Origin of the sequence: Pseudomonas sp. ADAK13 (assembly GCF_012935715.1) — a bacterium.
In the GTDB taxonomy this organism is placed as follows: Bacteria; Pseudomonadota; Gammaproteobacteria; order Pseudomonadales; family Pseudomonadaceae; genus Aquipseudomonas.
This window is the reverse complement of the sequence record NZ_CP052860.1, coordinates 6,999,443-7,023,386: the sequence shown is the minus strand read 5'-3', so window position 1 is coordinate 7,023,386 and position 23,944 is coordinate 6,999,443. Positions and strand designations below refer to the sequence as shown.

The following is a 23,944-nucleotide window of genomic DNA, read 5'->3' as shown; positions in this document are numbered from 1 at the left end:
CTTTCTTGAAGGAGTTCACATGAGTCAGTACCAGCCGGGCATTCTTGCCGCACCGGTGCCGTTGCAGGCACGCCATCTGTTTTTTGCCATTGAGTCCCTGGAGGCTGTACCTGCCGCACTGGATGCGCTGGTGCAGTTGGCAGACGCGAATGCAGTGGTCGGTTTCGGTGAGCCGCTGGTCAATGCCCTTGGCGCCCGGGTTGACGGGTTGCGGGCGTTCCCTCACGTGAGCGGGCCGGGGGCGGAGAATCCGTCGACCCAGCAGGCGTTGTGGGTCTGGCTGCATGGTGTGGATCGCGGTGAGTTGCTGTTGCGCAGCCGCGCGTTTGAGAAGGCCCTGGCGCCGGGGTTTGCCTTGGTTCAGATGACCGAGGGTTTTCGCTACAAGACCGGGTTTGACCTGACCGATTATGAAGATGGCACTGAGAATCCCCATGACGATGCGGCGGTTGAGGCGGCGGTGGCGGAGGGTGGGGCGAGCTTTGCGGCGATCCAGCAGTGGCAGCATGACCTGGATGGGTTTGCGGCCTTGCCGGCCCTGGAGCGGGATCACATCATCGGTCGCCGCCATGGTGATAACGAGGAGCTGGAGGATGCGCCGGAGTCGGCGCACACCAAGCGTACGGCTCAGGAGAGTTTTACCCCTGAGGCGTTTGTGGTGCGTCGGTCGATGCCTTGGGCCGAGAATGGGCAGGCGGGGTTGATGTTCCTGGCGTTTGGGCATTCGTTTGATGCGTTTGAAGCGCAGTTGCGGCGGATGAGTGGGCTGGAGGATGGGATTGTTGATGGGTTGTATCGCATCAGCACGCCGTTGACTGGGGGGTACTACTGGTGTCCGCCGGTGCTTGAAGGGCGGTTGGATTTGAGTTTGGTTTTTTCAGGGTGAGTACATATCCGTTATTTAGGTAACGGCGGCTTATGGTTTCGCTCTTACAGCGACTCACTTTGGAAGAGCCCCAAAGTAAGCAAAGGGCTCTGCCCCGCCTGTCGGCACCTCGCCTAGGCTCGGTGTTCCCTCACTCCGGCATTGCTCCGCGGGCCGCCGCGATGGGCCATCCTTGGCCCAGCGCGGCTAAACCGGCGTCCTGCCGGTTTACCCGCTCCTCAATACCTACGTTCGGCCTCGGGCTTATTGGGGCAGTCAGAGCCAGATCAAGATCAAAAGCAAGAGCAAGAGCACAGCGGCCTACAGGCCGGCTTGAGTGGTAGAAGCCACAGCAAAAGCCAAAGCGAAAACCAAATCTGAAACTGCTGCGGCTCTGCTTTTCTGTGGGAGCTGGCTTGCCTGCGATGCAGACACCTCGGTTTTTCAGGTACACCTAAGCGATGCCATCGCCGGCAAGCCAGCTCCTACAGGGGATCGTGCCCGCTTTAGATTTTGATCTTGCCTTTGCTTCACACCACTCAAGCCGGCCTGTAGGCCGCTGTGCTGTTGATCTGCTTTTGATCTTGATCTTAGGCGCCCCGTTAAACCACGCTGGCCGAACGCAGGTAGTACGGAGCGGGTAAACCGGCAGGACGCCGGTTTAGCCGCGACGGGGCAGGGACGCCCCGTCGCGGCGGCCCGCGGAGTAGTACCGGAGAGAGGGCACACCGAGCCTGAGCGAGGTGCCGAGTGGTGGGGCAAGAGCCTTTTGGTTACTTTTGGGCTCCTTTCAAAAGTGACCCGCTGTAAGAGCGGAACCCATATCAGCCACAACCAAAATAACGGATATGCCCCCCGCCAACTCAGATCACCCCACACACCAATCGCTCACCCCCACCACCCAAAGGCTTGGGCATGTCGGAGTGGTTATCCCCCCCGGCATGAATCATCAACGCCCGGCCCTTGATCTGCGCAATGGTCTTCAACCGCGGCGCCCACACCGGGTTAGTCGAAGTCCCGTCCATATTCACATACAGCGCCGGCAAATCCCCCAGATGCCCCTCGGCATACGGCCCCAAATGCTTGCCCGTTTTCTGCGGGTCAAAATGCCCACCGGCGGCCAGCGCCGCCACCTTCACGCCATCCTTCACACCCGCCTCACAGCTGCCGTTCTCATGGATATGAAACCCATGCACCCCCATCGGCAGGGACTTCAAGTCAGGGGTGAAAATCAGCCCGTACGCCGACTCACTGATGGTCACCGTACCAACAGGCTGCGGCGCGCCATCGGCACTGACAAGGTTGACCGGAACTTGCAGGGTCGCCGCCTGAGCGGTGCCAATGACGAGGAGGCTGGCCAGGCTGAGCCAATGAATGCGATTCATGAGAAGTTTCCCGAAAAGTTGATAAAAGTGAGCAGTCTCGGGAAACACAACGACCAGCCCGGCCAAATAATTCCGCTGGAAAAAACATATTTTTCCAACGGAATAATCATCACGGCTCAGCTGTTAAGCCTTTCCTGCCGCACGCTGTGCACCGGCTTCACCTCACCGCCCACACAGCGGCGACAGCTATAAACCCCCAGCACCACCGGTTTTTTCAGCGCCTCGCGCTCCACCCACGTCGGTGCGACAAACCGATAACCCTGGCCCGTCGCCGTCGCGATATAGACCGAGTCATCGTCCCCCAACGCCCGGCGGATCGCCTTGATCTGCGCCCGCAGGTTGCATTCCTCCACCACCAGCCGTGGCCAGGCGATGTCCAGCAACTGGGTTTTTTCCAGCAGTTCTCCAGGCCGCGAGGCGAGGGCGATCAGCAAGGTCAGGGCGCGGTTGCCCAGGCTTACCGGTTCACCGTTTTTCAGCAGCAGATGACGTCTGGGCAGCAGTCGATAAGGACCAAAGTGAATTTCAAAAGCGCTGTCTTCAAGGTGGCTGCGTTGTGAATACGTCATGTGATTAACCTTTGTGCGTGTTCAAGACACAGCCCCGCGCGGCTCCCTTTCGCGCAGGGCTGCAAGGGAGGGTCAGGTGTTGATCGCCGGGATCGGGTCTTCCGGATAGTCACCGGGTTCTGTCGGGCCGCCGGTCAAGCCGTATTGCTTGAGCACTGGCGCCAGCTGGCCGTAGAACGCGTCCTGCGCCTTGCCATGGGCGTCGGCCAGGGCGAAGGGCAGGAAGGCGCTGCCGATGCCGCCGAGAATAGCCGTGGCGCCGCCGAGGATGCCGCTGATGGTCCCGGCCACCGCACCGATTTCCGTGGCGCCGTATAACCCGGCGCCGGCTTCCACCAGGCCGGCCACCGCCGCACCCGTGCCGAGCACGCCGGTGGCGACGGAGAAACTGCCGGTCAGGTAATCCCCTTTTTTCAACGAGTCGACACCGCCAATCACCCCGATCACGCCGCCGATGATCCCGCCCGCCGAGCCGATGATCTTGCCGGCCGCGCCGAGGTTGGCGATTTGCTGCGGGCTGAGCGGACCCTTGCCCACCGGCACCTTGCCGGGGAAATCCCCAATGGTGCCGCCGTCCGGACGGTTGACCCAGGTGATGCCGTAGCCTGCTTCCTTGGCGTACTTGGTGCCGCCTTCCATTAACAGCCCGGCAAATTGCAGCCCGGCGGACACCCGGTTGGCGTCCGCCACCGGCGTGTTGCTGCCGCTGGCCGAACGCGCCATCAGCACGCCGCTCATCAGCACCGCACTGCCGATGTGCAACAGGCCTTGCTTGAACGCCGGGCTGACGTCGCCGAACTTCATGCCTTCGATGGCCTTGGGCAGCGCGTCGGCAATTTTGTCGCCCTGGCGCCCGATGTCCCACACCGAACGCAGCATCGACACCACCTGCGCCGGGTCGATCTTGCCGCCGTCGGAGGTGACGAACATCTCGGGGTCTTTCTGCTGGGCGTCGTTGATCGCGGCGGTCACCTTGGCTTCGTCGAAGTTGCCCTTGCCGTCCCCCAGGGTGATGTTCAGGGTGTCGGTGGTCGCGCCACCAAGCAGCGCATCGCCGAGGGCTTCGTTGAAGTTCACCTGCAAGGTGGCCGCGTCATCCGCCGAGGCTTTGTCGCCAAGGAAGGCCTGGGCCGAGGCGGTGCTGGCGGCGAAGCTGCTGGCCGCCACGGTCGGGTCCATGCCGCCGGCCACCGCGTCGGTGAAGGCTTTGCCGGTCACCAATTCGTTCTTGTAGTACTGCTGGATGTTGTCGCTTTGCCCGGCCTTGTCCGCGATGCCGGTCAGGTCCACATGGCCGTTGCCCCCCAGCGCCAGGTTGGCGATGGTCGTATCGTTGGCGGCGTTTTGCAGGCCCATGCCCATGTCGATCTGCTTGCCGTTCTGGTCCTTGGCATTCAGGTTGTCGGTGAGGTTTTTGCCGGTCTCGATATCGTTGGTGTAGTAGTTCTGCATCGCGACTTTCATCGTCGGGTTGCTGTCGACGATGTCGGCCAGGGCCGGGCCGCGATTGTTTTGCAGGAAGCCTTGCACATCCGGGTCGGCCGAGAGGGTTTCGATGCCGCTTTGCAGCTGTGCCTTGATCTTGTCTTCGTTGGGGTTGAGGCCGTAGTTGGGCGAGGTGTACTTGTCCATCAGGCCGGCGTGGGGCACGTAATCGCTCACCAGCAGGCGGGTTTGTGCATCGGTCAATTGCACCAGCACCGCGGCTTTTTGTTCGCCGCTGTAGTTCTGCGGGTTGGCCAGGATGTCGGCGGTCAGGCCCGAGGTGTCGACACCGGCCACGGCGTCACGGGTGGCGGCGCCGTCGAGGAAGGTCAGGGTGTCGCTGTCGGTTTTCGGCGCCTGTTTTTCCAGCCAGGCGCCGATGTTGTCGCGAGTGCCGATGCCGTCCGACTTGCCGGTGGCCGGGTTGTCGCCGCCTGTTTCCAGGGCGTGGAACATCCCGGGTTTCGACCACATCGCCGCCGCGCCGGTCAGCTCGGTGCTCAGGGCCGAATCGCTGCCCAACGCTGCGAGGTTGTCGCTGCGCAGCATGCCGTCATTGCTGCGCTGGTTGGCGTCACCGGGGCGCATCGCCGAACCGGCGCCGGCGGCCAGGCTCTCGTTGGCCATCAGGATCGCCGCCGACTTGGCGTTGGCCTTGGCCAGGTCGCCCGGGTGGCTGCCGAGGAAACTGCCATAGGATTTCGACGCGGCGCCGAGGTCCTTGCCGGCGTTGTCGATGAAGTGGTCGACATCCGAATGGGTAATGACGTTGTCGGCCTTGCCGCGCCCGCCGGTGTCCAGCGCGGCCATCAGGCTCGGGCTGCTGGCCACGTACTTGAGCACGGCCTGGGCTTCCGGCGGCAGGGTGGTGGGCGGGTTGGCGAAGTCGATCGGCGCGCCGTGCAGGCCCCAGGCGTCCCAGTTTTGCGAGAGCAATTGGGCAGCCGCCTTGGGGCGGTTCAGGTCCAGTTCTTCCTTGGTCGGCGTGCCGCTGGTGTTGCCGGTGATGGTGTCCCAGTCCTTGGCGCCCGACACGCCGAACGACGAGGTGTCGATCCAGGAGGTGTCCGAGGCGCCGGCTGCACCGGTGCTGCCGGCATACAGTTTGGCCACCTGGTCGTACAGCGCCGGGGTGATGTCCTGGGACACGATCACCTTGTCGCCGGAGGCGGTGGTGTAGCGAATCAAGCCTGGCCCGACCTCTTCGGGCGGGCCGATGTTCGCCGCCGGGTCCATGGTTTCGGTGGGGCCGGCCAGGCGGTAGCCATCGGCCTGGCTGGCGTTGATCGCGAACAGCTTGGCCGAGTCGCCGCTGACCTGGGCAAACAGCGCAGGCGTCTCCTTCTGGCTGACCACGATTTTGTCGCCGGCGCTGGTCTCGTAGCGGATCAGCCCCGGACCCAATTCGGTGGTGCTGCCAATCGCCTTGTAGTTGTCCAGCCCCGGCGCCACGGTGCTGGCGTCGGCTTCCTTGTAGCCGGCGCTTTTGCTGTCGGCCAGGTTCTTTTCAAGGGTCGCATCGCTTTGCTGGGTGTTGTACTGGTTGACCAATTGCTCAAACAGCCTGGGGTTGTCGATCTGCTTGAGGGTCACCGGCTTGTCGCTGCCCAGCGGGGTGTAGGTGATGCTGTTGTTCACCGGTGCCTGGACGTTCTGATAAGGCAGCGGGATGGACGGACCACGGATTTTCGAGGGGTCGAATACCGGCTTGTCGACAGCGGTGAACAGGGCTTTTTCAAACGTGCTCCGGGAGCCATCCGGGCCCTTGTTATCGGCAGGATCAAGGCCATTCGGGATCGCAGTCATAGATCACCTGGAAGTTGTTTTATATAAGTCGATATTTAGTGCAAGTGCACTAACTTGGGCGGGCGAAAGTTGCGAAGTGTTATTGAGCAGGCCCGCGCCGAGCTATCAAACGCGATGATCAAGTCGGTTTTGTTACAAATGGCAATATCTGCGAAGTTGGGCAAATGGCTATTAGTTAAAAGTGTGAAGTTGTCGGCTTATTTTCCGAATAATAATGGGCGATCAACGGTTTTGCGTGGAATCTGGCGGCATCGAAGTGTTCAAGAATATTCATTTTAGATGGCGAAAGCCCCGTAATCATTGGGTTTTGGCGTGTATCGGTTTTTCAATAAAAGTTCCACGCCGGCGTGGCGATGAGATTTGCTCAACGGCACGTTGAGCCGGATTTTTCACAGCGCGTGCCGTCAACGTTTCACAAGCTTTCACAGCGAAGGCGTTTTATTCGTGAGTAGTATGGTTCCCATGCAAACCGACGGCTGCATTGCTAACTCACTGTCTGACGCGGGGAGTTCGGTTCGGTTTGCATACCGCTTAACTTCCCTATCGATGCAAGGAGATTGAACATGGCTACTACTCCACCAGTAAGTGCAGGCGGCGCCGACGACGCTATCGCGAAGATGGAAGCAACTTTCAACATGGCCATTGAGAAGTCGGCCAAGATCACCGAGATCAGCACCGCGAAAAAAGCAGAGCTCGACGCCACCAAACAGCGTCCGCAGAACTGATTCGCCATGCGGGCAGCGCCGGCGCTGCCCGCATACCTGCCTCGTCCTGCTTCACCCCGTTGCACCGTTGTTGATCGGCACAGGTGCCGTTGCGGCCTGTGATTCTCAAGGGGGCAAACCCAACCATGACAGCCTTGATTTCCCTGGGCCTGCCCGCCGTGAACGGCGCGCCGACCCTGCTTGTGACCCACGGTTTGCACCAGGGCAGTTCCCTGATGCTCGACCAGCCGGTCTACACCCTTGGCGCCGCACTGGCCGCCGACCTTCAGCTCAGCGATCCCGGGATCGCCGAGTTGCACCTGCGCCTGCGTTTTGACGGTGCCCAGGTGGCCGTTGAAGCCCTCGGCGGCGAGGTACTGATCACTGGCACTGCCGGTGATACCCGCATTCCCCAAGGCAGCGGCCATCGCGCGCGGCTGCCGCTGCAACTGCGCATCGGCACGGCGGGTGTGAGCCTGGCGCTGCCGGGCAGCGCTGAAAAACCGCCTGCGATGACGCGTACCTTCACGCCCTGGATCATCGCCACGGCCTTGCTGTTTGTGTGCGCCGGCGCCCTGGCTTTTCGCAACTATCCGCCTCAAGCGCAAACCGCAAGGCCGGTCGCCGAAAAAGCTGCGGCCAAGCCTTCTCGCGCCGAAGCCAAGGCCTGGTTCGAAGGGCAATTGCAGGCCGCCCACCTGGACGCCGTCAAGGTCAACGACATCGACGACCAACTCAACGCCACCGGCTCCTTCGAGCGGGCGCAAAAGCCCCAGTGGGTCGCCCTGCAACAAGCGTTCGACCAGCGTTACGGCCAGCAGATCGTGCTCAACCCGCGGGTCGCGGTGCGCGCGGATGCAGCCCGGCCACGGGTGCGCTTTCAAGCGGTGTGGTTCGGCGCCAATCCCTATGTGATCAACGACAGCGGCAAGCGCCTGTACCCCGGCGCGGCCCTGGCAGACAACTGGGTGCTGGAACGCATCGAGAACAATCAGGTGATCCTCGCCCGTGGCGAAGAACGCTTCACCTTCACCCTATGACGCTGCTTTTTTCAGCTAAGGCCCCGGGATGAAAGTCGAACCCCGTCCGTTGATTCCCAGTGAGGTGCGCAGCGCGCCGGTCGAGGCGATTCGCCCGGTCAACTCGCGCCAGGCCACTGCTTTTGAAGCGGTGCTGAAAACCCGCAAGGTCCAGTCCCGGCGCTCCCTGCGCAGCGACCTGGAAGAGCTCACCAGCGCTGCCGGTGTCGACTCGCTGCTGTTTGGCAGCGCCCGTTCCCTGGAGCTGCTGGAACACGTGATGCAGCACCTGTTGCCGAACCTCGACGCCGAGCCGGAAATCAAGGCACTGGCCCACGACTTGATCAGCGAGGAAATCGAGATGCGCCGCACCCTCGAACAACAGCGCTCGGAGGTCCAGGCCTGATGCCCCGGGATAACGACGACGCGGTGCAATTGCTCAAGGGCATCGGCGAGCTGTACCGGCGCAACGGCCAGTCCCAGCGCGCCCTGGTGATGCTGCTGATTGCCGTGAGCGTGGCGCCCAACGACGGCCTGCTGCTGCGCTCGCTGGTGCTGGCGTTCACCGACAGCGGTGACGCCACCCGCGCACTGTCGGCCCTGGACCGCCTGGTGGCGCTGGAAGGCGAGTCCGCCAGCCTGTTGCTGCTGCGCGCCCGCGCGCTGTGGTACGGCGAACGCAAGGACGAAGCGCGCCAGTGCTTCAAACGCTACCTGGCTGCACGGAGAGTGGCGCCATGAACCTGCTCAATCGCCTGAACGGCATCGCGCGCATGGCCGCCCAGCGCACCGACGTGATCATCGTCGCGTTCATGCTGATGGCGATCGTGATGATGATCATCCCGCTGCCCACCTACCTGGTGGACATGCTGATCGGCCTGAACATCGCCCTGAGCATCCTGATCCTGATCGTCGCCTTCTACATCGGCCACTCGGTGGAATTCTCGGCGCTGCCGCCGCTGATTCTGCTCAGCACCCTGTTTCGCCTGTCGCTGTCCATCACCACCACCCGCTTGATTCTGTTGCACGGCGACGCCGGGCATATCGTCAAGGCCTTCGGTGACTTCGTGATCGCCGGCCAGGTGGTGGTGGGCATGGTGGTGTTCCTGATCATCACCGTGGCGCAGTTTGTGGTGATCACCAAGGGTGCCGAGCGGGTCGCGGAAGTGGCGGCGCGCTTCACCCTGGATGCGATGCCCGGCAAACAGATGAGCATCGACAACGACCTGCGCAACGGCGATATCGACCAGGCCGAAGCCCGCCGCCGGCGTTCGCGCCTGGAGCGTGAAAGCCAGATGTTCGGCGCGATGGACGGGGCGATGAAGTTCGTCAAAGGCGATGCGATTGCCGGGTTGGTGATCCTCGCGGTCAACCTGTTGGGCGGCATGCTGATCGGCATGATCGAGCGCGACATGGCCTTCGGCGCGGCGGTGCACACCTATTCGCTGCTGACCGTGGGTGACGGTTTGATCGCGCAGATCCCGGCGCTGTTGATCTCCGTGGCGGCGGGTACCGTGGTCACGCGGGTCAACAGCGACGGCGAGGCGGGCGACCTCGGCAGCGAGATTCTCAAGCAGCTGGGCGCCAGCTACCGGGCCCTCGGTTTGACCGCATTGATCATGGTCGGCGTCAGTGTGATCCCGGGCTTTCCGACCTGGGTGTTCCTCGGGTTGTCGCTGGTATTCGGCGGCGCGGCGTTCGTGATGTACCGCCGACATACCCGTGAACATCAGGTAGAGCCTGAAGCCCTGATCGAAACACTGGAGCCGGTGGTCGAAGTGCAAGCCGAGCAGGACTACGGCGTGGCGCCCGACACCCGCGTGCTGCTGACCCTCGGCAGCGCCCTGGCCCTCAGCGCGCCACGCCAGTTGCTGACGCAGCGCATTGAAGCGCTGTGTCACGACATCCGCAGCGACCTCGGCGTCGACGTGCCGGTGCCGGGCGTGCACATGGACGCCAAGGCCACGCCGGGCAGCTTCCGGGTGTCCCTGGAAGGTGTGCCGGTGAGTGAAGGCGAGATGCCGGTCAACTGCCTGCTGTTGCAGGACGATCCGGTGCACGTGCAACTGTTGGACATCACCACGCTGCACGCCGATTCACCGCTCAACGGCCGCGCTGCGCACTGGATCGAACGCCAGCACGAAGACGTGCTGCGCAACGCCGGCATCGGCTTCCTGCTGCCGGACGAAGTGCTGCGCGGCGTGCTGGAACGCAGCCTGCGCCGCTACGCTGCAGACTTTTTGGGGATCCAGGAAACCCGCCTGCTGCTCGAACGCACCGAAGCCACGTACGGCGAACTGGTCAAGGAAGCCTTGCGCCTGGTGCCGTTGCAGCGGGTGGCCGAAACCCTGCGCTTGCTGGTGGGTGAAGGCGTGTCGATCCGCAATCAACGGGCCTTGCTCGAAGCCATGGTGGAGTGGGGCGCCCGGGAAACCGATGCCGGCCGCCTGGCCGAACACCTGCGCGCTGCGTTGGCGCGGCAGATCAGCCACCAGTACGCCGACCGCAATCGGGTAATTGGCGCGTTGGTATTGGCGCCCGGTCTGGAAGACCAGTTGCGTGCGTCCCTGCGTCGCCAGGAACCCAGCCGCGAAGTGATCCCAGAAGAGGTCAACCGCGCCTTGCTCGCCCAACTGCGCCAGGCCTGCGACAAAACCACCGAGGCCAACAGTGCGGTATTGCTGGTGCACCCGGAATTGCGCCGCAGCCTGCGTCGCCTGGTGCTGCGCGGCGAACTGGAGCTGGCGGTGTTGTCGTTTCGCGAGCTGGCCACTGAATACAACCTGCAAGCGCTGGTGACGATCAGCCTCACCGATATCTCCAACCGCCGTGCACCTGCTGCGGCTTCCGTCACTTCCCTGGCGTCTGCCTCATGATCCGTTTTTGTCTGTTGTTGCTGACGTTGACCTCGTTTTTTTGCAATGCCCAGGACATCGCCAACGGTGCCCAGGGCTCTATCAGCCTGGCTTCCGGTGAAGGCCGGATCCTGCATTTTGTGGCGCCCGTGGAGTCGGTGCTGGTGGCCGAACCGGGGATTGCCGACCTGCAAGTGGTGTCGCCGGGGGTGATTTATATCTTCGGCAAGGCCCCGGGCAATACCAGCCTGATCGCCCTCGGCGGCGACGGCAAACAGCTCGCCAGCCTGACGCTGGCCGTCAGCAGCGCGACCCAGGCGGTGACCGCGCCGATGCAGGAATTGCACCCCGGCAATGGCGCGCAGATCAGCGGTGCCGGCAACCGCCTGATCGCCAAGGGCACGGTGCGCAGCGTGGGCGAAGCGACGGACTTGAACGCGTTGCTCAACCCCCAGGGCCAGGGTTTCCAGAGTGCGGTCAACACCACGGAATATGCCGGTGCGGCCCAGGTCAATTTGCGCGTCAGGTTCGCTGAAGTGTCCCGCTCGGAACTGCTGCACTACGGCGTGAACTGGAACGCCATGTTCAGCAACGGCACCTTCTCCTTCGGCCTGATTACCGGCGGGCCGCTGGCAGCAGCCACGGCTGGTGGCCTGGCGGCAGCGGGCAGCGGCTCGGGCAACACCAATATCGACGGCATGCTCGACGCGTTGCAGGCCAACGGGATCCTGCAAATTCTGGCCGAGCCGAATATCACCGCCATGACCGGGCAAACCGCGAGCTTTCTGGCGGGGGGTGAAGTGGCGATTCCGGTGCCGGTGAATCGGGACCTGGTGGGCATCGAATACAAGTCCTTCGGCGTGTCGCTGCTGTTCAACCCGACGCTGCTGCCCAACGGCCGGATCGCCCTGCAAGTGCGCCCGGAGGTCAGCAGTGTGGTGAGTGGCGGCACGGTGGATTTCGGCAATTTCCATGTGCCGTCGTTCAGCGTGCGCCGCGCCGATACGCGGGTGGAAGTGGGCAGCGGGCAGACCTTTGCGATTGCCGGCTTGTTCCAGCGCGAGAGCAGCCAGGACATCGAGAAGCTGCCGTTGCTGGGCGACTTGCCGATCCTGGGCAACCTGTTTCGCTCCAAGCGTTTTCAGCGCAACGAAACCGAGTTGGTGATTTTGATCACGCCGTACCTGGTGGAGCCGGTGCGCAGCCGCACCCTGGCCACGCCGCTCGACGCACAGCCCGCGACCGCTGCGGCAACGGGGCCGCGCAGCGGTGGGGCGTTTGGTTTCTACATGAATTGATGAGGGGGCATGGCATGAAAGTTTCGCGTTTGTTGATGTGTTTGCCCCTGCTGGTGATGGGCTGCAAGACGCATCTGGCGCCGGTGTATTACTCGCCGCAGTATCAGGCGGACGGGTTGCCGAGCCAGTGCCAGCAGCCGCCGGCCAAGGATGAGATCGGGCTGGATGAGGATTTCAAGGCGACCTTGCCGTTGGGCTGTGCCAACAATCTGAATCTGATGCAGATGGTGGAGCAGCGCCAGGATTTGAATCAGGGGCGGGCCACCGGGCCTGCGATGGCGGCGCCGGTCGGGCGGGCGGCGCAGGTGTATATCGAGGGGTTTGACCGGGAGCAGTTGCAGCGGCGGCAGGCTCAGCAAGAGGCCAAGGCTGGCGCACCGGGAGGTGAGCAATGACTCCCCGTGCACATTCCCCCTGTAGGAGCTGGCTTGCCAGCGATAGCGGTATTCCAGCCCCAGCAGATCTATCTGTCACACCACCATCCAAATGTAGGAGCTGGCTTGCCAGCGATAGCGGTATTCCAGCCCCAGCAGATCTATCTGTCACACCACCATCCAAATGTAGGAGCTGGCTTGCCAGCGATAGCGGTATTCCAGCCCCAGCAGATCTATCTGTCACACCACCATCCAAATGTAGGAGCTGGCTTGCCAGCGATAGCGGTATTCCAGCCCCAGCAGATCTATCTGTCACACCGCAATTCAAATGTGGGAGCGGGCTTGCTCGCGAAGGCGGCCTAACGGTCGGTGAGTTTCTTGAAGCAGACCGAGTACATATCCATTCCTGCGGTAACGGCCACTTAGGGTTCCGCTCTTACAGCGGGTCACTTTTGGCAAACGCCCCAAAAGTAACCAAAAGGTCTTTGCCCCACCACTCGGTGCCTCGCCCAGGCTCGGCATGCCCGCAATCAGACCCGATTCCGCGGGCCGCCGCGACGGCCCGTCCCTGGCCCGTCGCGGCTAAACCGGCATCCTTGCCGGTTTACCCGCTACACCGTGCCTGCTTGCGGCCATCGTGGTTGACGGGGCCTGATAGATCAAAAGCAGGGCAACAGCAACAGCGAGATTACGCGTCAGTGCGTATCCACCAGCCCCAACTCCCGCGCCTGTGCAACCGGGTCGCTGATGGCTTTGATGCGGTTGGCTTCGGCAACCAGCCGTACTCGCTCAGCGGCCGGAATGTCGTCCAGCGGCAAGCGGGCCACTCGTTGTTCGTAACCCGCCAACACCAGCACCAACAACTCATTGCGCTGATGCCGTGGCAACGCGCGGGGCGATTGGGTGACGGGGGCGATGGTGTCCAACGCCTGTTGCGCCTGGCCGCCCAGTGCGTAGGCCAGGGCCAGGTTGCAGCGGCTGTCGAGGTCGTCGGGTTGCAGGCTCAGGCTTTTGGCGAATGCGGTTTGTGCCGTCACCGCCTGGCCGTTCAGCACGTGGGCAATGCCCAGCCGGGTGTAGGCGACCGGCGAGTGGCTGGCCTCGGCGGCTTGTCCCAGGGCCGTCACGGCGCGCTGGGTTTTGCCCAGTCGCAGTTGCGCGGTGCCCAACCCCAACAAGGCGTCGGCGTTGTGGGCCTGAAGGCCGAGGGCCTGCTGGAAGGCGCGCTCGGCACCGGCCGCATCGTTGCCGTCGAGCCGCGCCTGGCCGAGTTTGAGCCACAGGTCGATGTCGGCACCCGGTTGCTGGGCCGCACGTTCATACAGCGCCGCCGCGCTGGCGTAGTCGCCACGTTTGTTCAGGTCGTTGGCCAGCTTTACCGAGCGGTCGGAATCGCTCGGCGCGGTGCTGGAACAGGCGGCCAGCAGCAGGCTGCCGGCAAGCAAAAAGTGTTTGGTCATCGTCACAACTCGTTGGGCGAAGGCGGACGCCATGTAAGCATATTTTCCATGGCGCTCCTATGTCTGTCGGTGCTGTTTGGCGCCTCGATCGCTCACGCCGACGAAGAGCCCGAATGGTTCGCCAAACCCTACGCCTACGTGCTGGTGGACCAGGACGTGCGCGCCGCCCTCGAAGAGTTCGGCCACAACCTCGACATCCCGCTGGTGCTCTCCGACAAGGTTCGCGGCAAGGCCCGAAGCACCGTGCGCGCCGCCACCGCCGGGGAGTTCCTGCAGACGCTGTGCAGCACCAACGGCCTGACCTGGTACTTCGACGGCAACCTGCTGTACCTCAATGCCAGCGACGAAATCACCACCAAGCTGTTCAAGGCCAGCGCCCTGAACCTGGACCAGTTGCAGGCTTATTTGAACAACCTCGACGTCTTCGGCCAGCAGTTGTCGATGCGCAACGGCCCCGAGGGCGATGAAGTCTTCGTCTCCGGGCCGCCGCCTTACCTGGCGCTGGTCCAGCAGCATGTGGATCACCTGCAACCCAAGGCCGCCGCGCCCGTTGTGGCACGTGAGCACGGCGTGCGGGTATTTCGCGGCGCCCAGGTGAGCACCGAAACCCCTTGATTCACCCCAACCCCAGCAAAGGAGCATGACCATGTCCGTAACCGCCGTAGACAGCAACCTCGCCCCCGGTGGCGCCAGCCCTGAAGCCAAGTTCAACGCCGCGGTGGATAACGCCAAGAGCGCCGACAAACCGGAGATGACCGACGCCGAGTTCACCGATGCCCTGATCACCCAGGCGGTCACCATCGGCGGTCAATTCATCATCATGCCCAAGGCGCAGGAAATGCTGAATGACGCCATGTCCGATGACGACGAAGAGTAGGGCGCACCCATGACCATCAGTCTCGCAGCCAGCGCCACGGCCTTGCCGCCGTCCGCCGGCGCGGGGCCCGCCGGGGCCTCGCAGAATCTGTTCGAGCACATGGCCAATACGGCCAAGGGCATGCCCGAAGGCGCGAGCCCCCATCAGATCGGCTCGGGCCTGATGGAGCGCCTGAACAGTTTTATCGACCGCTCCCGGACCTTTTCCGAGCGCGCCGATTTGCTCACCAATAACCCGTCGGCGCCACCCCAAGTGGCCGCTGCGGACATCCGCACCTCGGGTGCCTCTTCCACTGCAGAACCGGGCAAGAAAGTTGCCGAGCAGCAGGTCGACCAGATCGTCCATTCACTGGGCAAGATGTTCGACTACTCCATCGAAACCCAGATGGTGGTGCGCGGTGCGACGCAGATTTCCGGTTCCGCCAACACGCTGCTCAAGGGTCAATAACGCCATGCCAAGCCCGAATCGTGCCCTGCGCCTGCTGCTGATCGGCCTGCTCGCCAGCCTCTTGCAGGCCTGCGACATGGACCTCTACACCAACCTCAGCGAGCGCGACGCCAACGCCATGGTCGCCGTGTTGCTGCGCGACGGTATTCCCGCGACGCGCAAGGTGCAGGACAACGGCCAGTTGAAAGTGGTGGTCGACGAACAGCGTTTCGCCGAAGCCATGACCCTGCTGGAAAACGCTGGGCTGCCGCAGCAGAGCTTTTCCAACATGGGCGAGGTGTTCAAGGGCAACGGCCTGGTGTCGTCGCCGGTGCAGGAACGGGCGCAGATGATCTACGCCTTGAGCGAAGAGCTGTCCCACTCGGTGTCGCAGATCGACGGCATCGTTTCGGCGCGGGTGCACGTGGTGCTGCCGGACAATGACCTGCTCAAGCGCGTGATCTCACCGTCGTCGGCCTCGGTGCTGGTGCGCTACGACCCGGGCACCGACATCAACACCTTGATCCCGCAGATCAAGACCCTGGTGGCCAACGGCATTTCCGGCCTGAGCTACGAGGGCGTGTCGGTGACGGCGATCAAGGCCGCGGTGTCCGTCAGCCAGAACCCGGCCCAACCGCGACTCGCGCGCTTCATGGGCTTGTGGCTGCTGGAAGACAACCTCAGCCAGGCGCGGTTGCTGTTCGGCGGTTTGCTGCTGGTCGCCCTGGGCGCCGGTGGCGTGCTGGCCCGCCATTATTGGGCGCGGCGCCAGTCCCAGGCGTTGTATGTGCTCAAGGAGGGTGAATGAGCCTGGTTGAACGTTGGCAGGGCCTGATCGCCCAGCCGTTGCAGTTCGTGCGCCAGCAAAGCCTGGGCGAGTGTTTCGGCGAAGGCCTGCCGGCCGAGGTGCTGCAAGCCCTGCACGGGCAGGCGCGGTTTCGGTCGCGGCTGGAGCAGTTGCTGGCCAGTCATTATCAATTGGCGCCGCTGGCGCATCTGGTCACCCCGCCAGCTGCCGATTTACCGGTGTTGCTGCTGAACCCGGCGCAATTCGAGCGCCTGCCGAGGCTGTGTGGCGCGATCTGGCATGCCTCGACCCTGAGCCGGGAGATCCGCCGCGAAGTGGTCAATGAGCTGCGCGAAGGCCTCGGCCAGGCAGCTTTTGCCCTGGCCCTGGCGCACCGCCAGTTGGGCGGCGCGGCCGACCTGCTGCGCGAGCCCGCCGAGTTGATCGACGCCATCGACCGCGATGGGCTCACCTGTGTCGCCGCCTGGCTGCAGGCCCAGCCCGCCGAGTTGCAAGGCTGGCTGCAACTGCGGTTTGTCGCGCCGAAAGGTTATAGCGGGCGCTTGCCCCGCGACCTGGAAATTGTCCAGACCGTTGCCGCCCGGTTGCTCGCCGAGGAGCTTGCCCATGAGTGAATTACCCAGCCGTCCCGCCGCGCGGATTTTGCGCGCCGAAGAAGCGGCGTTGTGGACCGATGGCTTTGCCTTTGTGCAAGCCGCCAGGGACCACGCCGAGCAGATCAAGGCCGACAGCGACCAGTGGCTGCACAGCGCGCGCGCTGAAGGTTTTGAACGTGCACGCAAAGAAGGCGCAGAGCAGGTCGCGCAGTTGCTGCTGGAGACCCAGGCCCAGGTGCAGCATTACCTCGCCGGGCTGGAAGCGTCGCTGGCGGACCTGGCCCTGGGCATCGTGCGTGAAGTGCTCGGCGAGCTGGACGACACCGACCGCGTGGTGCGTTGCACGCGCCAGGCCCTGAGCGCGTTTCGCCAGGGCCAGGCCTTGACCTTGTGGGTGCCGCCCGCCGAAGTGAATGCCTTGCGCCAACAACTCCTCAAGGACGGCATCGCCGTGGAGGCCGACGCGCAACTGAGCGCCGGCCAGGCCCGCCTGAGCAGCCCGGCGGGTTCAGTTGAGCTGGGGCTGGAGGCCCAACTGCAGACCTTGCGCCGCAGCCTGTTGCCCTTCGCCGAAGAGGGCGTGGCATGAACCTCAACCATTTGCTGCCGCGCCTGACCGAGCGGCTGTCCCAGGCGCGCTTGCGTCCGATGCAGGGCACCGTGCTGAGTATTCGCGGGGTGTTGTTGCGGGCCAGTGTGGCCGGCGCGAGCATCGGTGAGCTGTGCCACCTGCGCGACCCGGTCAGCGGCCGCAGCCTCAGTGCCGAGGTGATCGGGTTTGATGGTGACGAAGCGATCCTGTCGCCTATCGGTTCCATGGAAGGCCTGTCGACCCGCACCCAGATCATCGCCACCGGTGAAAGCCTCGGCGTGGCGGTAGGGGATGCGCAACTGGGGCGGGTGATCAGCCCCATGGGCGATTTTCTTGACGGTGACGGCGTGCCGCCGACCCTGAACTTGCAGACCTATCCCCTGCATGCCGAGCCACCGGCGCCGTTCTCCCGGCAATTGATCGTGCGTTCCATGGCCCTGGGCATTCGCTCCATCGACGGCTTGCTGACCCTCGCCCAAGGCCAGCGCATGGGCATCTTCGGCGAGCCCGGCGTGGGCAAATCCTCGTTGCTGGCGAGCATCATCCGCAACAGCGAGGCCGATGTGATTGTGATCGGCCTGATCGGCGAGCGGGGCAGGGAAGTGCGCGAACTGTTGGACGTGCAACTGGACGCCCAGGCCCGCGCACGTACGGTCGCTGTTGTCGCCACTTCTGATCGTCCCGCCGCCGAGCGGGTGCGTGCGGCCTTTGTCGCCACCACCCTGGCCGAGTACCACCGCGACCAGGGCCGCAACGTGCTGCTGCTGATGGACAGCCTCACCCGGTTCGCCCGGGCCCAGCGCGAGATCGGCCTGGCGGTGGGTGAGCCGCCGACCCGGCGCGGTTATCCGCCGTCGTTTTTTGCCACCTTGCCCAAGCTGCTGGAGCGCGCCGGGCCGGGCCCCAGCGGCAGCATCACCGCGCTCTATACCGTGCTTACCGAGGGTGACGCCGCCAGTGACCCGGTGGCCGAGGAAGCGCGTTCGATCCTCGATGGGCATATCGCCCTGAGCGCCGAACTGGCCCAGCGCAACTACTTCCCGGCGGTGGACGTGCTGCGCAGCCGCAGCCGGTTGATGGAGCAGGTGGCCGGTGAAGAACACAAGCGCCTGGCAATGCGCATCCGTGAACTGATGGCGCGCTACGGCGAAATTGAAATGCTGATCCGCGTCGGCGAGTACTCCGCCGGCAGCGACCCGCTGGCCGACGAGGCGATCACCCGCCACAGCGCGATCGAAGCCTTCCTGCGCCAGAACGCCGACGAGCCCAGCAGCCCCGAACACACCTTGATCCGCATGCGCCAGGTGCTGGCATGACGATGGAGAGCAACCCATGAAGACCGAACAACTGCGCACCCTGCAAACCCTGCGGGTGCTGCGTGAACAACGGGCGGCCAGCCAGTTGGCGGCGCAACAGCAACGCTGCGCGCAAACCCACGGCGCCTTGACCGACGCCAAGGAGCAATTGCGCCTGCACCGCGAAGCCGTTGCCCGTGAAGCCAGCGAGATTTACGCCTCGCTGACCGAAGGCCTGTCGGTGGCCAGTTGGCAGGCGGCCCAGGATCGCCTGCGGGGCTTGTCCGACGATGAGCAACTGCTTGAGGGCGACGTCAGCCACGTATCCGGCACCCTGCAAACCCAAGAGCGTGAGCGCGACCTGTTCCGTCAGGAACGCCTGAACCGCCAGCGCCAGTCCGATGCCTGGCAAAGCCTGCTGGACGGCCGCGAAAGCAGCGAGCGGGTCGCCGGTGAATTGCGCGAAGAACAAGGGCTCGGCACATGATCGTGGCCCTTGCCGACCCGCTGGCGCCCTGGCTTGAACACTACGACCCGGCGTTGCTCGCGGTGCATAACCAACTGCACCGCCGGCGCCACGCGTGGCAGGGCCGGTGCGCCGACCAGGACCTGAGCGTCGCCTGGGCCGCCGATCCCCAGCCGCTGAAAACACCTCGGGATGTATGGCTGCTACTCGGGCAATCCCCGGCGCGCCTGCGGCTCTCGGCCGACACGGTGGAGCAGGTGCTGGTGCCGCTGGCGTTGCAGTTCGACGCGCAGGTGCTGCCGTCATTGCCGCGCTCGTTGCTGCTGGAGTTGGCGGTGCTGGATCTGATCGAGCGCCTTGAGCCGTTGCTCGGCCACCCGGTGCAGTTGCTCGATGCCAGTGACGATCAGCGGCCTTACGCCGTGCACCTGGCGCTGACCTTGACCTTCGGCAACAGCCCACCCATGGCCGCCCAGTTGGACTTGAGCGAAAGCGCCGCGCTGCTGGTGGCGCAGATGCTGGAGCAACACGGCCAGATTGAGGCCGACCCTTTACCGGCGCTGCGCCAGACCCTGGCGGTGGTGGCCGGGCGGCAATGGCTGAGCCTCGGCGAATTGCGCAGCTTGCAGCCTGGCGATGTGTTGATGCTCGAACCCGGCAGTGGCTGGTTGCTGGACCTTGAGGGCCGCCTGCAAGCCCGCTGCCAGCGCGACGGCTCGTCGCTGCAGCTACAGGAATCTTTGAAATCGCCCCTTTTGGACATGGAGAACACAATGACTGATGTCGATGCCGCCGCGGCCCTGGACGATTTGCCCCTCAAGCTGGTGTGCCAGGTCGGCAGCCTGGAACTGACCCTGGCGCAACTGCGGGAACTGGGCGCGGGCAGCCTGCTGCAACTCAATACCCCCACGGTGGATGGCGTCGACCTGATGGTCAACGGCCGCCGCGTCGGCCAGGGCCAACTGGTGAAAATCGGTGACGGCCTGGGCGTGCGCCTGTTGAGTTTCGCTACCCCATGACCGGTTATCAGCCGAACCTGATCGAGATCATCCTGGTGGTCGCCACCATCGGGTTGATCCCGTTGGCGGTGGTGACCCTCACCGGGTTCATGAAAATCTCGGTGGTGCTGTTCCTCATCCGCAACGCCCTGGGCGTGCAGCAGACGCCGCCGAACCTGGTGCTGTACGGCGTCGCGCTGATTCTGTCGGTGTACGTCACCACGCCGTTGATTGGCGACATGTACCGCCAGGTGGAGGGGCGCGACCTGAACATCGAGCACGTCGAGCAACTCAAGGACCTAGGCGATGCCTTGCGCCCGCCGTTGCAGGCGCACCTGGCGCGCTTTGCCAACGAGTCCGAGCGCGGTTTTTTCGTGCAGGCCACCGAGACCATCTGGTCGCCGGAAGCCCGTGCCGACTTGCGGGATGACGACCTGGTGGTGCTGATCCCGGCGTTCGTCAGCTCGGAACTGACCCGCGCCTTCGAGATCGGGTTCCTGCTGTACATCCCGTTTCTGGTGGTGGACTTGCTGGTGTCCAACGTGTTGATGGCGATGGGCATGTCGATGGTCTCGCCGAACCTGATTTCGATCCCGCTGAAAATCTTCCTGTTCGTGTCATTGAGCGGCTGGTCGCGCCTGATGCACGGTTTGATTCTGAGTTACGGCTGAGGCACGACCCATGGGCCAGGACGTTTTCCTGTCATTGATGAAACAGGCACTGATGACCGTGCTGATGCTCTCTGCGCCGGCGCTGGGGGTGGCGATTATTGTTGGCTTGAGCGTGGGGCTGTTCCAGGCGCTGACGCAGATCCAGGACCAGACCCTGCCCCAGGTGGTGAAGCTGGTGGCGGTGTTGCTGACCATTGTGTTCCTGGGCCCGGTGCTGGCCGGGCAAGTGGCGGAGCTTGGCGGCCAGGTGCTGGACAACTTCCCCTTGTGGACGCGCTGACTGCCCATGGACGCCAGCCTTACCGCGCAGTTTCTTGAAGTCGCCTACCCGGTGATCAGCTCGGCCTCGCTGGCGGCCTGCCGTGCCATGGGGGTGGTGGTGATCACCCCGGCGTTCAACCGCCTGGGGCTGACCGGGATGATTCGGGGTTGCGTGGCCGTGGCCATTTCGATCCCGATGTTCATGCCGGTGTTCGACGCCATGACCTCGATGCCCAACCACGGCAGCCTGTTTATCGCCGGGTTGCTGATCAAGGAATTCCTGATCGGCATCCTGATCGGCCTGTTGTTCGGCATCCCGTTCTGGGCGGCGGAAGTGGCGGGGGAGTTGATCGACCTGCAGCGCGGCTCGACCATGGCGCAACTGGTGGACCCGCTGTCCACCGGGGAATCGAGTGTGATGTCCACCTTGCTGACGGTGATGCTGATCACGCTGTTCTTCATGTCCGGCGGTTTTATCCTGATGGTCGACGGCTACTACCACAGCTACCAGTTGTGGCCGGTAACCGCGTTTACCCCGGTGTTCGCCAGCTCGGCGTTGCTGGCGGTGCTGTCGATTCTCGACCAGATCATGCGGGTCGGGGTGCTGATGGTGTCGCCGCTGATCATCTCGCTGCTGGTCACCGATTTGATGCTGGCGTACCTGTCGCGGATGGCGCCGAACCTGCATATTTTCGACCTGTCGTTGCCGGTGAAAAACCTGTTTTTCTCGATCCTGATGGTGATCTACATCGGCTTCCTGATTCCGTTGATGCTGGACCAGTTGGCGGAATTTCGCGGCACGGTGGAGCTGCTGAAAACCCTGGCGGGCATGGAGTAGGGCATGGGCGATACCAGCGAAGAAAAATCCCAGCCGGCCACGGACAAAAAACTCAAGGACGCGCGCAAAAAAGGCCAGGTCGCCAAGAGCCAGGACCTGGTCTCGGGCATGGTCATCCTGTTTTGCACCCTGTGCATTTCCATCCTCGCGCCCCGGGCCCAGGCCCAGGTCACGGCACTGATCGACCTCACCGCACAGATCTACATCGAACCCTTCGCCACCGTGTGGCCACGGGTGCTGGACCATGCCGAGCAACTGGTGATCGGCATCACCCTGCCGGTGATGGCGGTGACCACCGGGGTGGTGATCCTGACCAATATCATCACCATGCGTGGCTTTGTGTTCTCCGTGGAACCGATCAAGCCCGAGTTCAAGCGCATCAACCCGGCGGAAGGCTTCAAGAAGCTGTTTGCCCTGCGCAACTTTGTGGAGTTCATCAAGGGCCTGATCAAGGTGCATGTGCTGGCCGTGGCGTTCTACGTGGTGGGGCGGCATGCGTTGCAGGCGCTGATGGAGTCATCGCGGTGTGGCGCCGGGTGTATCGAGTCGACGTTTTTCCTGGTGCTCAAGCCTCTGGTGTTTACCGTGCTCGCGGCCTTCATCCTGGTGGGCGGGGTGGACGTGCTGATGCAGCGCTGGCTGTTCGGCCGCGACATGAAAATGACCCGCAGCGAGACCAAGCGCGAGCGCAAAGACATTGATGGCGACCCGCTGATCAAGAGCGAACGGCGGCGCCAGCGCCAGGAGATGCAGGCGTTGGCCACCAAACTGGGGCTGGGCCGGGCGTCGATGATGATTGGCACCACCGATGGCTGGGTGATTGGCGTGCGTTATGTGCGTGGCGAGACGCCGGTGCCGGTGGTGGTATGCCGGGCGGCGCCGGAGGAAGCGTTGGGGATGTTGCAGGAAGCGTTTGACCTCGGCATACCGCAGGCGCCGGACAGGGGGTTGGCGGAGGCGATTGCCAGGAAGACCGTACCGGGAGACCCGGTGCCGGATGCGTCGTTCCAGGCGGTGGCGGACTGGCTGGTGGCGGCGCGGTTGATCTGATCGCTGCGTCTTGCATTGATGGGCTGTTGTGGTGAGCGGGCTTCCTATAGTGATCTGGGCTTTCTGTGGTGAGCGGGCTTTCTGTGGTGAGCTGGGCTTTCTGTGGTGAGTGGGCTTTCTGTGGTGAGCGGGCTTGCCCCGCGCTGGGCTGCGAAGCAGCCCCAAAACCTGACGCTTCAATTTGCCTGGCAAGACGCGGTGTCCTTGATAGGGCCGCTTCGCAGCCCAGCGCGGGGCAAGCCCGCTCACCACAGAAAGCCCGCTCACCACAGAAAGCCCAGCCCACCACAACAGTCCTGCTTACCACAGAGGGGAGGTGGCACTCAGTTCCATGAACCCACTCATCAGATATATCCAGTCACCTTGTGCCACTGGCTCACTGGCAACCACACGCTAGCGTTAATGCTCTTTAGGACCTTTTCCTGGAGCAATGGAATGCGCCCCACCCCCCAATCTCATCGCTTGCGCCAGGGCCGTTACTCAGAGCCCGGGCGCAGCTACCTCATCACCATCGTCGTCCATCACCGCCAGCGGCTGTTCCACGATTTGTTCCTCGGCCGTCTACTGGTTGCCGAGTTCCGGCGGGCTCAAGAGTCAGGGCTGGTCGACTCCCTGGCCTGGGTGATCATGCCTGATCATATCCATTGGTTATTCGAGCTGAAGCAACAAACGTTGGCCGATGTAGTGCGCCGTACCAAATCCCGCAGCACGTTAACCATCAATCAGCGCCGTCACAGCAAAGAGCGGGTGTGGCAGCCGGGTTATCACGATAGGGCTGTGCGGGCAGAGGATGACATTCGCAAAATGGCTCGCTATATCATCGCTAATCCGCTGCGCGCCGGGTTGGTTGAGCATGTAGGCGACTATTCGCTTTGGGATGCCTGCTGGATCTGATGCTTGGGATTAGGCGTGTGGTTGGTGGCGCTGTTGTGGTGAGCCTGGCTTTCCGTGGTGAGCTGGGCTTTCTTTGATGAGGGGGCTTTCTGTGGTGAGCCTGGCTTTCTGTGGTGAGGGGGCTTTCTGTGGTGAGCCTGGCTTTCTGTGGTGAGGAGGGCTTTCTGTGGTGAGCCTGGCTTTCTTTGGTGAGGAGGGCTTTCTGTGGTGAGCCTGGCTTTCTGTGGTGAGCGGGCTTGCCCCGCGCTGGGCTGCGAAGCAGCCCCAAAACCTGACGCCCCAATTTGCCTGGAAAGACGTGGTGTTCTTGATAGGGCCGCTTCGCAGCCCAGCGCGGGGCAAGCCCGCTCAC

General features: G+C 63.4%; 26 protein-coding genes. 22 read left to right on the top strand and 4 right to left on the bottom strand.

Translation table 11 applies throughout. From position 1 onward, the window contains the following. Positions 1-19 precede the first annotated feature (19 nt). Positions 20-886 carry a Dyp-type peroxidase gene (locus tag HKK54_RS32380; protein WP_010167046.1) on the top strand — a complete coding sequence of 289 codons (867 nt, stop codon included), beginning with the start codon at positions 20-22 and terminating at the stop codon, positions 884-886. A gap of 842 nt (positions 887-1,728) precedes the next feature. Here HKK54_RS32380 and sodC read toward each other — a convergent pair. The 3 genes from sodC to HKK54_RS32365 all read right to left on the bottom strand — a co-directional run bounded on the left by sodC (position 1,729) and on the right by HKK54_RS32365 (position 6,110). Next, positions 1,729-2,250 carry a superoxide dismutase family protein gene (gene sodC, locus HKK54_RS32375; RefSeq protein ID WP_169389115.1) on the bottom strand — a complete coding sequence of 174 codons (522 nt, stop codon included), beginning with the start codon at positions 2,248-2,250 and terminating at the stop codon, positions 1,729-1,731. 116 nt (positions 2,251-2,366) lie between these two features. Then, positions 2,367-2,819 (bottom strand): winged helix-turn-helix domain-containing protein, encoded by a 453-nt coding sequence (locus tag HKK54_RS32370; RefSeq protein ID WP_169389114.1) that lies wholly within the window; start codon positions 2,817-2,819, stop codon positions 2,367-2,369. A gap of 72 nt (positions 2,820-2,891) precedes the next feature. Further along, positions 2,892-6,110 carry a type III effector HrpK domain-containing protein gene (locus HKK54_RS32365; protein WP_169389113.1) on the bottom strand — a complete coding sequence of 1,073 codons (3,219 nt, stop codon included), beginning with the start codon at positions 6,108-6,110 and terminating at the stop codon, positions 2,892-2,894. A 563-nt stretch (positions 6,111-6,673) separates the two neighbouring features. On the opposite strand from HKK54_RS32365, the gene HKK54_RS32360 reads away from it, so the two are divergent. The 7 genes from HKK54_RS32360 (at position 6,674) to HKK54_RS32330 (ending at position 12,381) form a co-directional block, all read left to right on the top strand. After that, positions 6,674-6,835, top strand: coding sequence for a hypothetical protein (locus HKK54_RS32360; RefSeq protein ID WP_003207273.1), 162 nt, complete (start codon positions 6,674-6,676; stop codon positions 6,833-6,835). Between the two features lie 125 nt (positions 6,836-6,960). Next, positions 6,961-7,854: a SctD/MshK family protein gene (locus tag HKK54_RS32355; RefSeq protein ID WP_169389112.1), complete on the top strand. Its 894-nt coding sequence runs from the start codon at positions 6,961-6,963 to the stop codon at positions 7,852-7,854. A 28-nt stretch (positions 7,855-7,882) separates the two neighbouring features. Continuing rightward, a complete protein-coding gene (locus tag HKK54_RS32350; protein ID WP_010167059.1) occupies positions 7,883-8,239 on the top strand; it encodes a hypothetical protein in 357 nt (118 codons plus the stop codon). After that, entirely contained in the window at positions 8,239-8,574 is a 336-nt protein-coding gene (locus HKK54_RS32345; RefSeq protein ID WP_169389111.1) for a tetratricopeptide repeat protein, read from the top strand. The genes HKK54_RS32350 and HKK54_RS32345 overlap by 1 nt, the downstream gene beginning before the upstream one ends. After that, positions 8,571-10,709: a type III secretion system export apparatus subunit SctV gene (gene sctV, locus HKK54_RS32340; RefSeq protein ID WP_169389110.1), complete on the top strand. Its 2,139-nt coding sequence runs from the start codon at positions 8,571-8,573 to the stop codon at positions 10,707-10,709. The genes HKK54_RS32345 and sctV overlap by 4 nt, the downstream gene beginning before the upstream one ends. Next, positions 10,706-11,986: a type II and III secretion system protein family protein gene (locus HKK54_RS32335; protein WP_010167065.1), complete on the top strand. Its 1,281-nt coding sequence runs from the start codon at positions 10,706-10,708 to the stop codon at positions 11,984-11,986. The genes sctV and HKK54_RS32335 overlap by 4 nt, the downstream gene beginning before the upstream one ends. 14 nt (positions 11,987-12,000) lie before the next feature. Further along, a complete protein-coding gene (locus HKK54_RS32330) occupies positions 12,001-12,381 on the top strand; it encodes a hypothetical protein (protein ID WP_169389109.1) in 381 nt (126 codons plus the stop codon). A gap of 674 nt (positions 12,382-13,055) precedes the next feature. Here HKK54_RS32330 and HKK54_RS32325 read toward each other — a convergent pair. Further along, positions 13,056-13,820: a tetratricopeptide repeat protein gene (locus HKK54_RS32325; RefSeq protein WP_169389108.1), complete on the bottom strand. Its 765-nt coding sequence runs from the start codon at positions 13,818-13,820 to the stop codon at positions 13,056-13,058. A 48-nt stretch (positions 13,821-13,868) separates the two neighbouring features. Between HKK54_RS32325 and HKK54_RS32320 the strand changes: the two genes are divergently transcribed. The 14 genes from HKK54_RS32320 (at position 13,869) to HKK54_RS32255 (ending at position 23,592) form a co-directional block, all read left to right on the top strand. Beyond that, positions 13,869-14,435, top strand: a complete 567-nt coding sequence (locus tag HKK54_RS32320) for a type III secretion protein (RefSeq protein ID WP_076014149.1) — start codon at positions 13,869-13,871, stop codon at positions 14,433-14,435. A 31-nt stretch (positions 14,436-14,466) separates the two neighbouring features. Continuing rightward, positions 14,467-14,697 (top strand): hypothetical protein, encoded by a 231-nt coding sequence (locus HKK54_RS32315; RefSeq protein ID WP_003208330.1) that lies wholly within the window; start codon positions 14,467-14,469, stop codon positions 14,695-14,697. Positions 14,698-14,706: 9 nt separating this feature from the next. Further along, complete coding sequence (locus HKK54_RS32310) at positions 14,707-15,144, top strand: hypothetical protein (RefSeq protein WP_169389107.1); 438 nt, start codon at positions 14,707-14,709, stop codon at positions 15,142-15,144. A gap of 4 nt (positions 15,145-15,148) precedes the next feature. Then, positions 15,149-15,931 (top strand): type III secretion system inner membrane ring lipoprotein SctJ, encoded by a 783-nt coding sequence (gene sctJ, locus HKK54_RS32305; RefSeq protein WP_169389106.1) that lies wholly within the window; start codon positions 15,149-15,151, stop codon positions 15,929-15,931. Next, positions 15,928-16,545, top strand: a complete 618-nt coding sequence (locus HKK54_RS32300; protein WP_169389105.1) for a type III secretion protein — start codon at positions 15,928-15,930, stop codon at positions 16,543-16,545. The genes sctJ and HKK54_RS32300 overlap by 4 nt, the downstream gene beginning before the upstream one ends. Continuing rightward, entirely contained in the window at positions 16,538-17,116 is a 579-nt protein-coding gene (locus tag HKK54_RS32295; protein WP_010167076.1) for a FliH/SctL family protein, read from the top strand. The genes HKK54_RS32300 and HKK54_RS32295 overlap by 8 nt, the downstream gene beginning before the upstream one ends. Continuing rightward, a complete protein-coding gene (locus HKK54_RS32290) occupies positions 17,113-18,435 on the top strand; it encodes a FliI/YscN family ATPase (protein WP_169389104.1) in 1,323 nt (440 codons plus the stop codon). Before HKK54_RS32295 ends, HKK54_RS32290 begins: the two co-directional genes overlap by 4 nt. Before the next feature lie 16 nt (positions 18,436-18,451). Then, positions 18,452-18,901: a YscO family type III secretion system apparatus protein gene (locus HKK54_RS32285; protein WP_169389103.1), complete on the top strand. Its 450-nt coding sequence runs from the start codon at positions 18,452-18,454 to the stop codon at positions 18,899-18,901. Further along, complete coding sequence (sctQ, locus tag HKK54_RS32280; protein WP_169389102.1) at positions 18,898-19,899, top strand: type III secretion system cytoplasmic ring protein SctQ; 1,002 nt, start codon at positions 18,898-18,900, stop codon at positions 19,897-19,899. Before HKK54_RS32285 ends, sctQ begins: the two co-directional genes overlap by 4 nt. Further along, a complete protein-coding gene (sctR, locus tag HKK54_RS32275) occupies positions 19,896-20,549 on the top strand; it encodes a type III secretion system export apparatus subunit SctR (protein ID WP_169389101.1) in 654 nt (217 codons plus the stop codon). Before sctQ ends, sctR begins: the two co-directional genes overlap by 4 nt. Positions 20,550-20,559: 10 nt before the next feature. Beyond that, on the top strand, positions 20,560-20,829 hold the full coding sequence (locus HKK54_RS32270; protein WP_010167085.1) for an EscS/YscS/HrcS family type III secretion system export apparatus protein: 270 nt from the start codon (positions 20,560-20,562) through the stop codon (positions 20,827-20,829). Positions 20,830-20,835: 6 nt separating this feature from the next. Next, positions 20,836-21,648 (top strand): type III secretion system export apparatus subunit SctT, encoded by an 813-nt coding sequence (gene sctT / locus HKK54_RS32265; protein ID WP_003208312.1) that lies wholly within the window; start codon positions 20,836-20,838, stop codon positions 21,646-21,648. 3 nt (positions 21,649-21,651) lie between these two features. Continuing rightward, complete coding sequence (locus HKK54_RS32260) at positions 21,652-22,698, top strand: EscU/YscU/HrcU family type III secretion system export apparatus switch protein (protein ID WP_169389100.1); 1,047 nt, start codon at positions 21,652-21,654, stop codon at positions 22,696-22,698. 435 nt (positions 22,699-23,133) lie between these two features. Beyond that, complete coding sequence (locus tag HKK54_RS32255) at positions 23,134-23,592, top strand: REP-associated tyrosine transposase (protein WP_010167089.1); 459 nt, start codon at positions 23,134-23,136, stop codon at positions 23,590-23,592. Positions 23,593-23,944 lie beyond the last annotated feature (352 nt).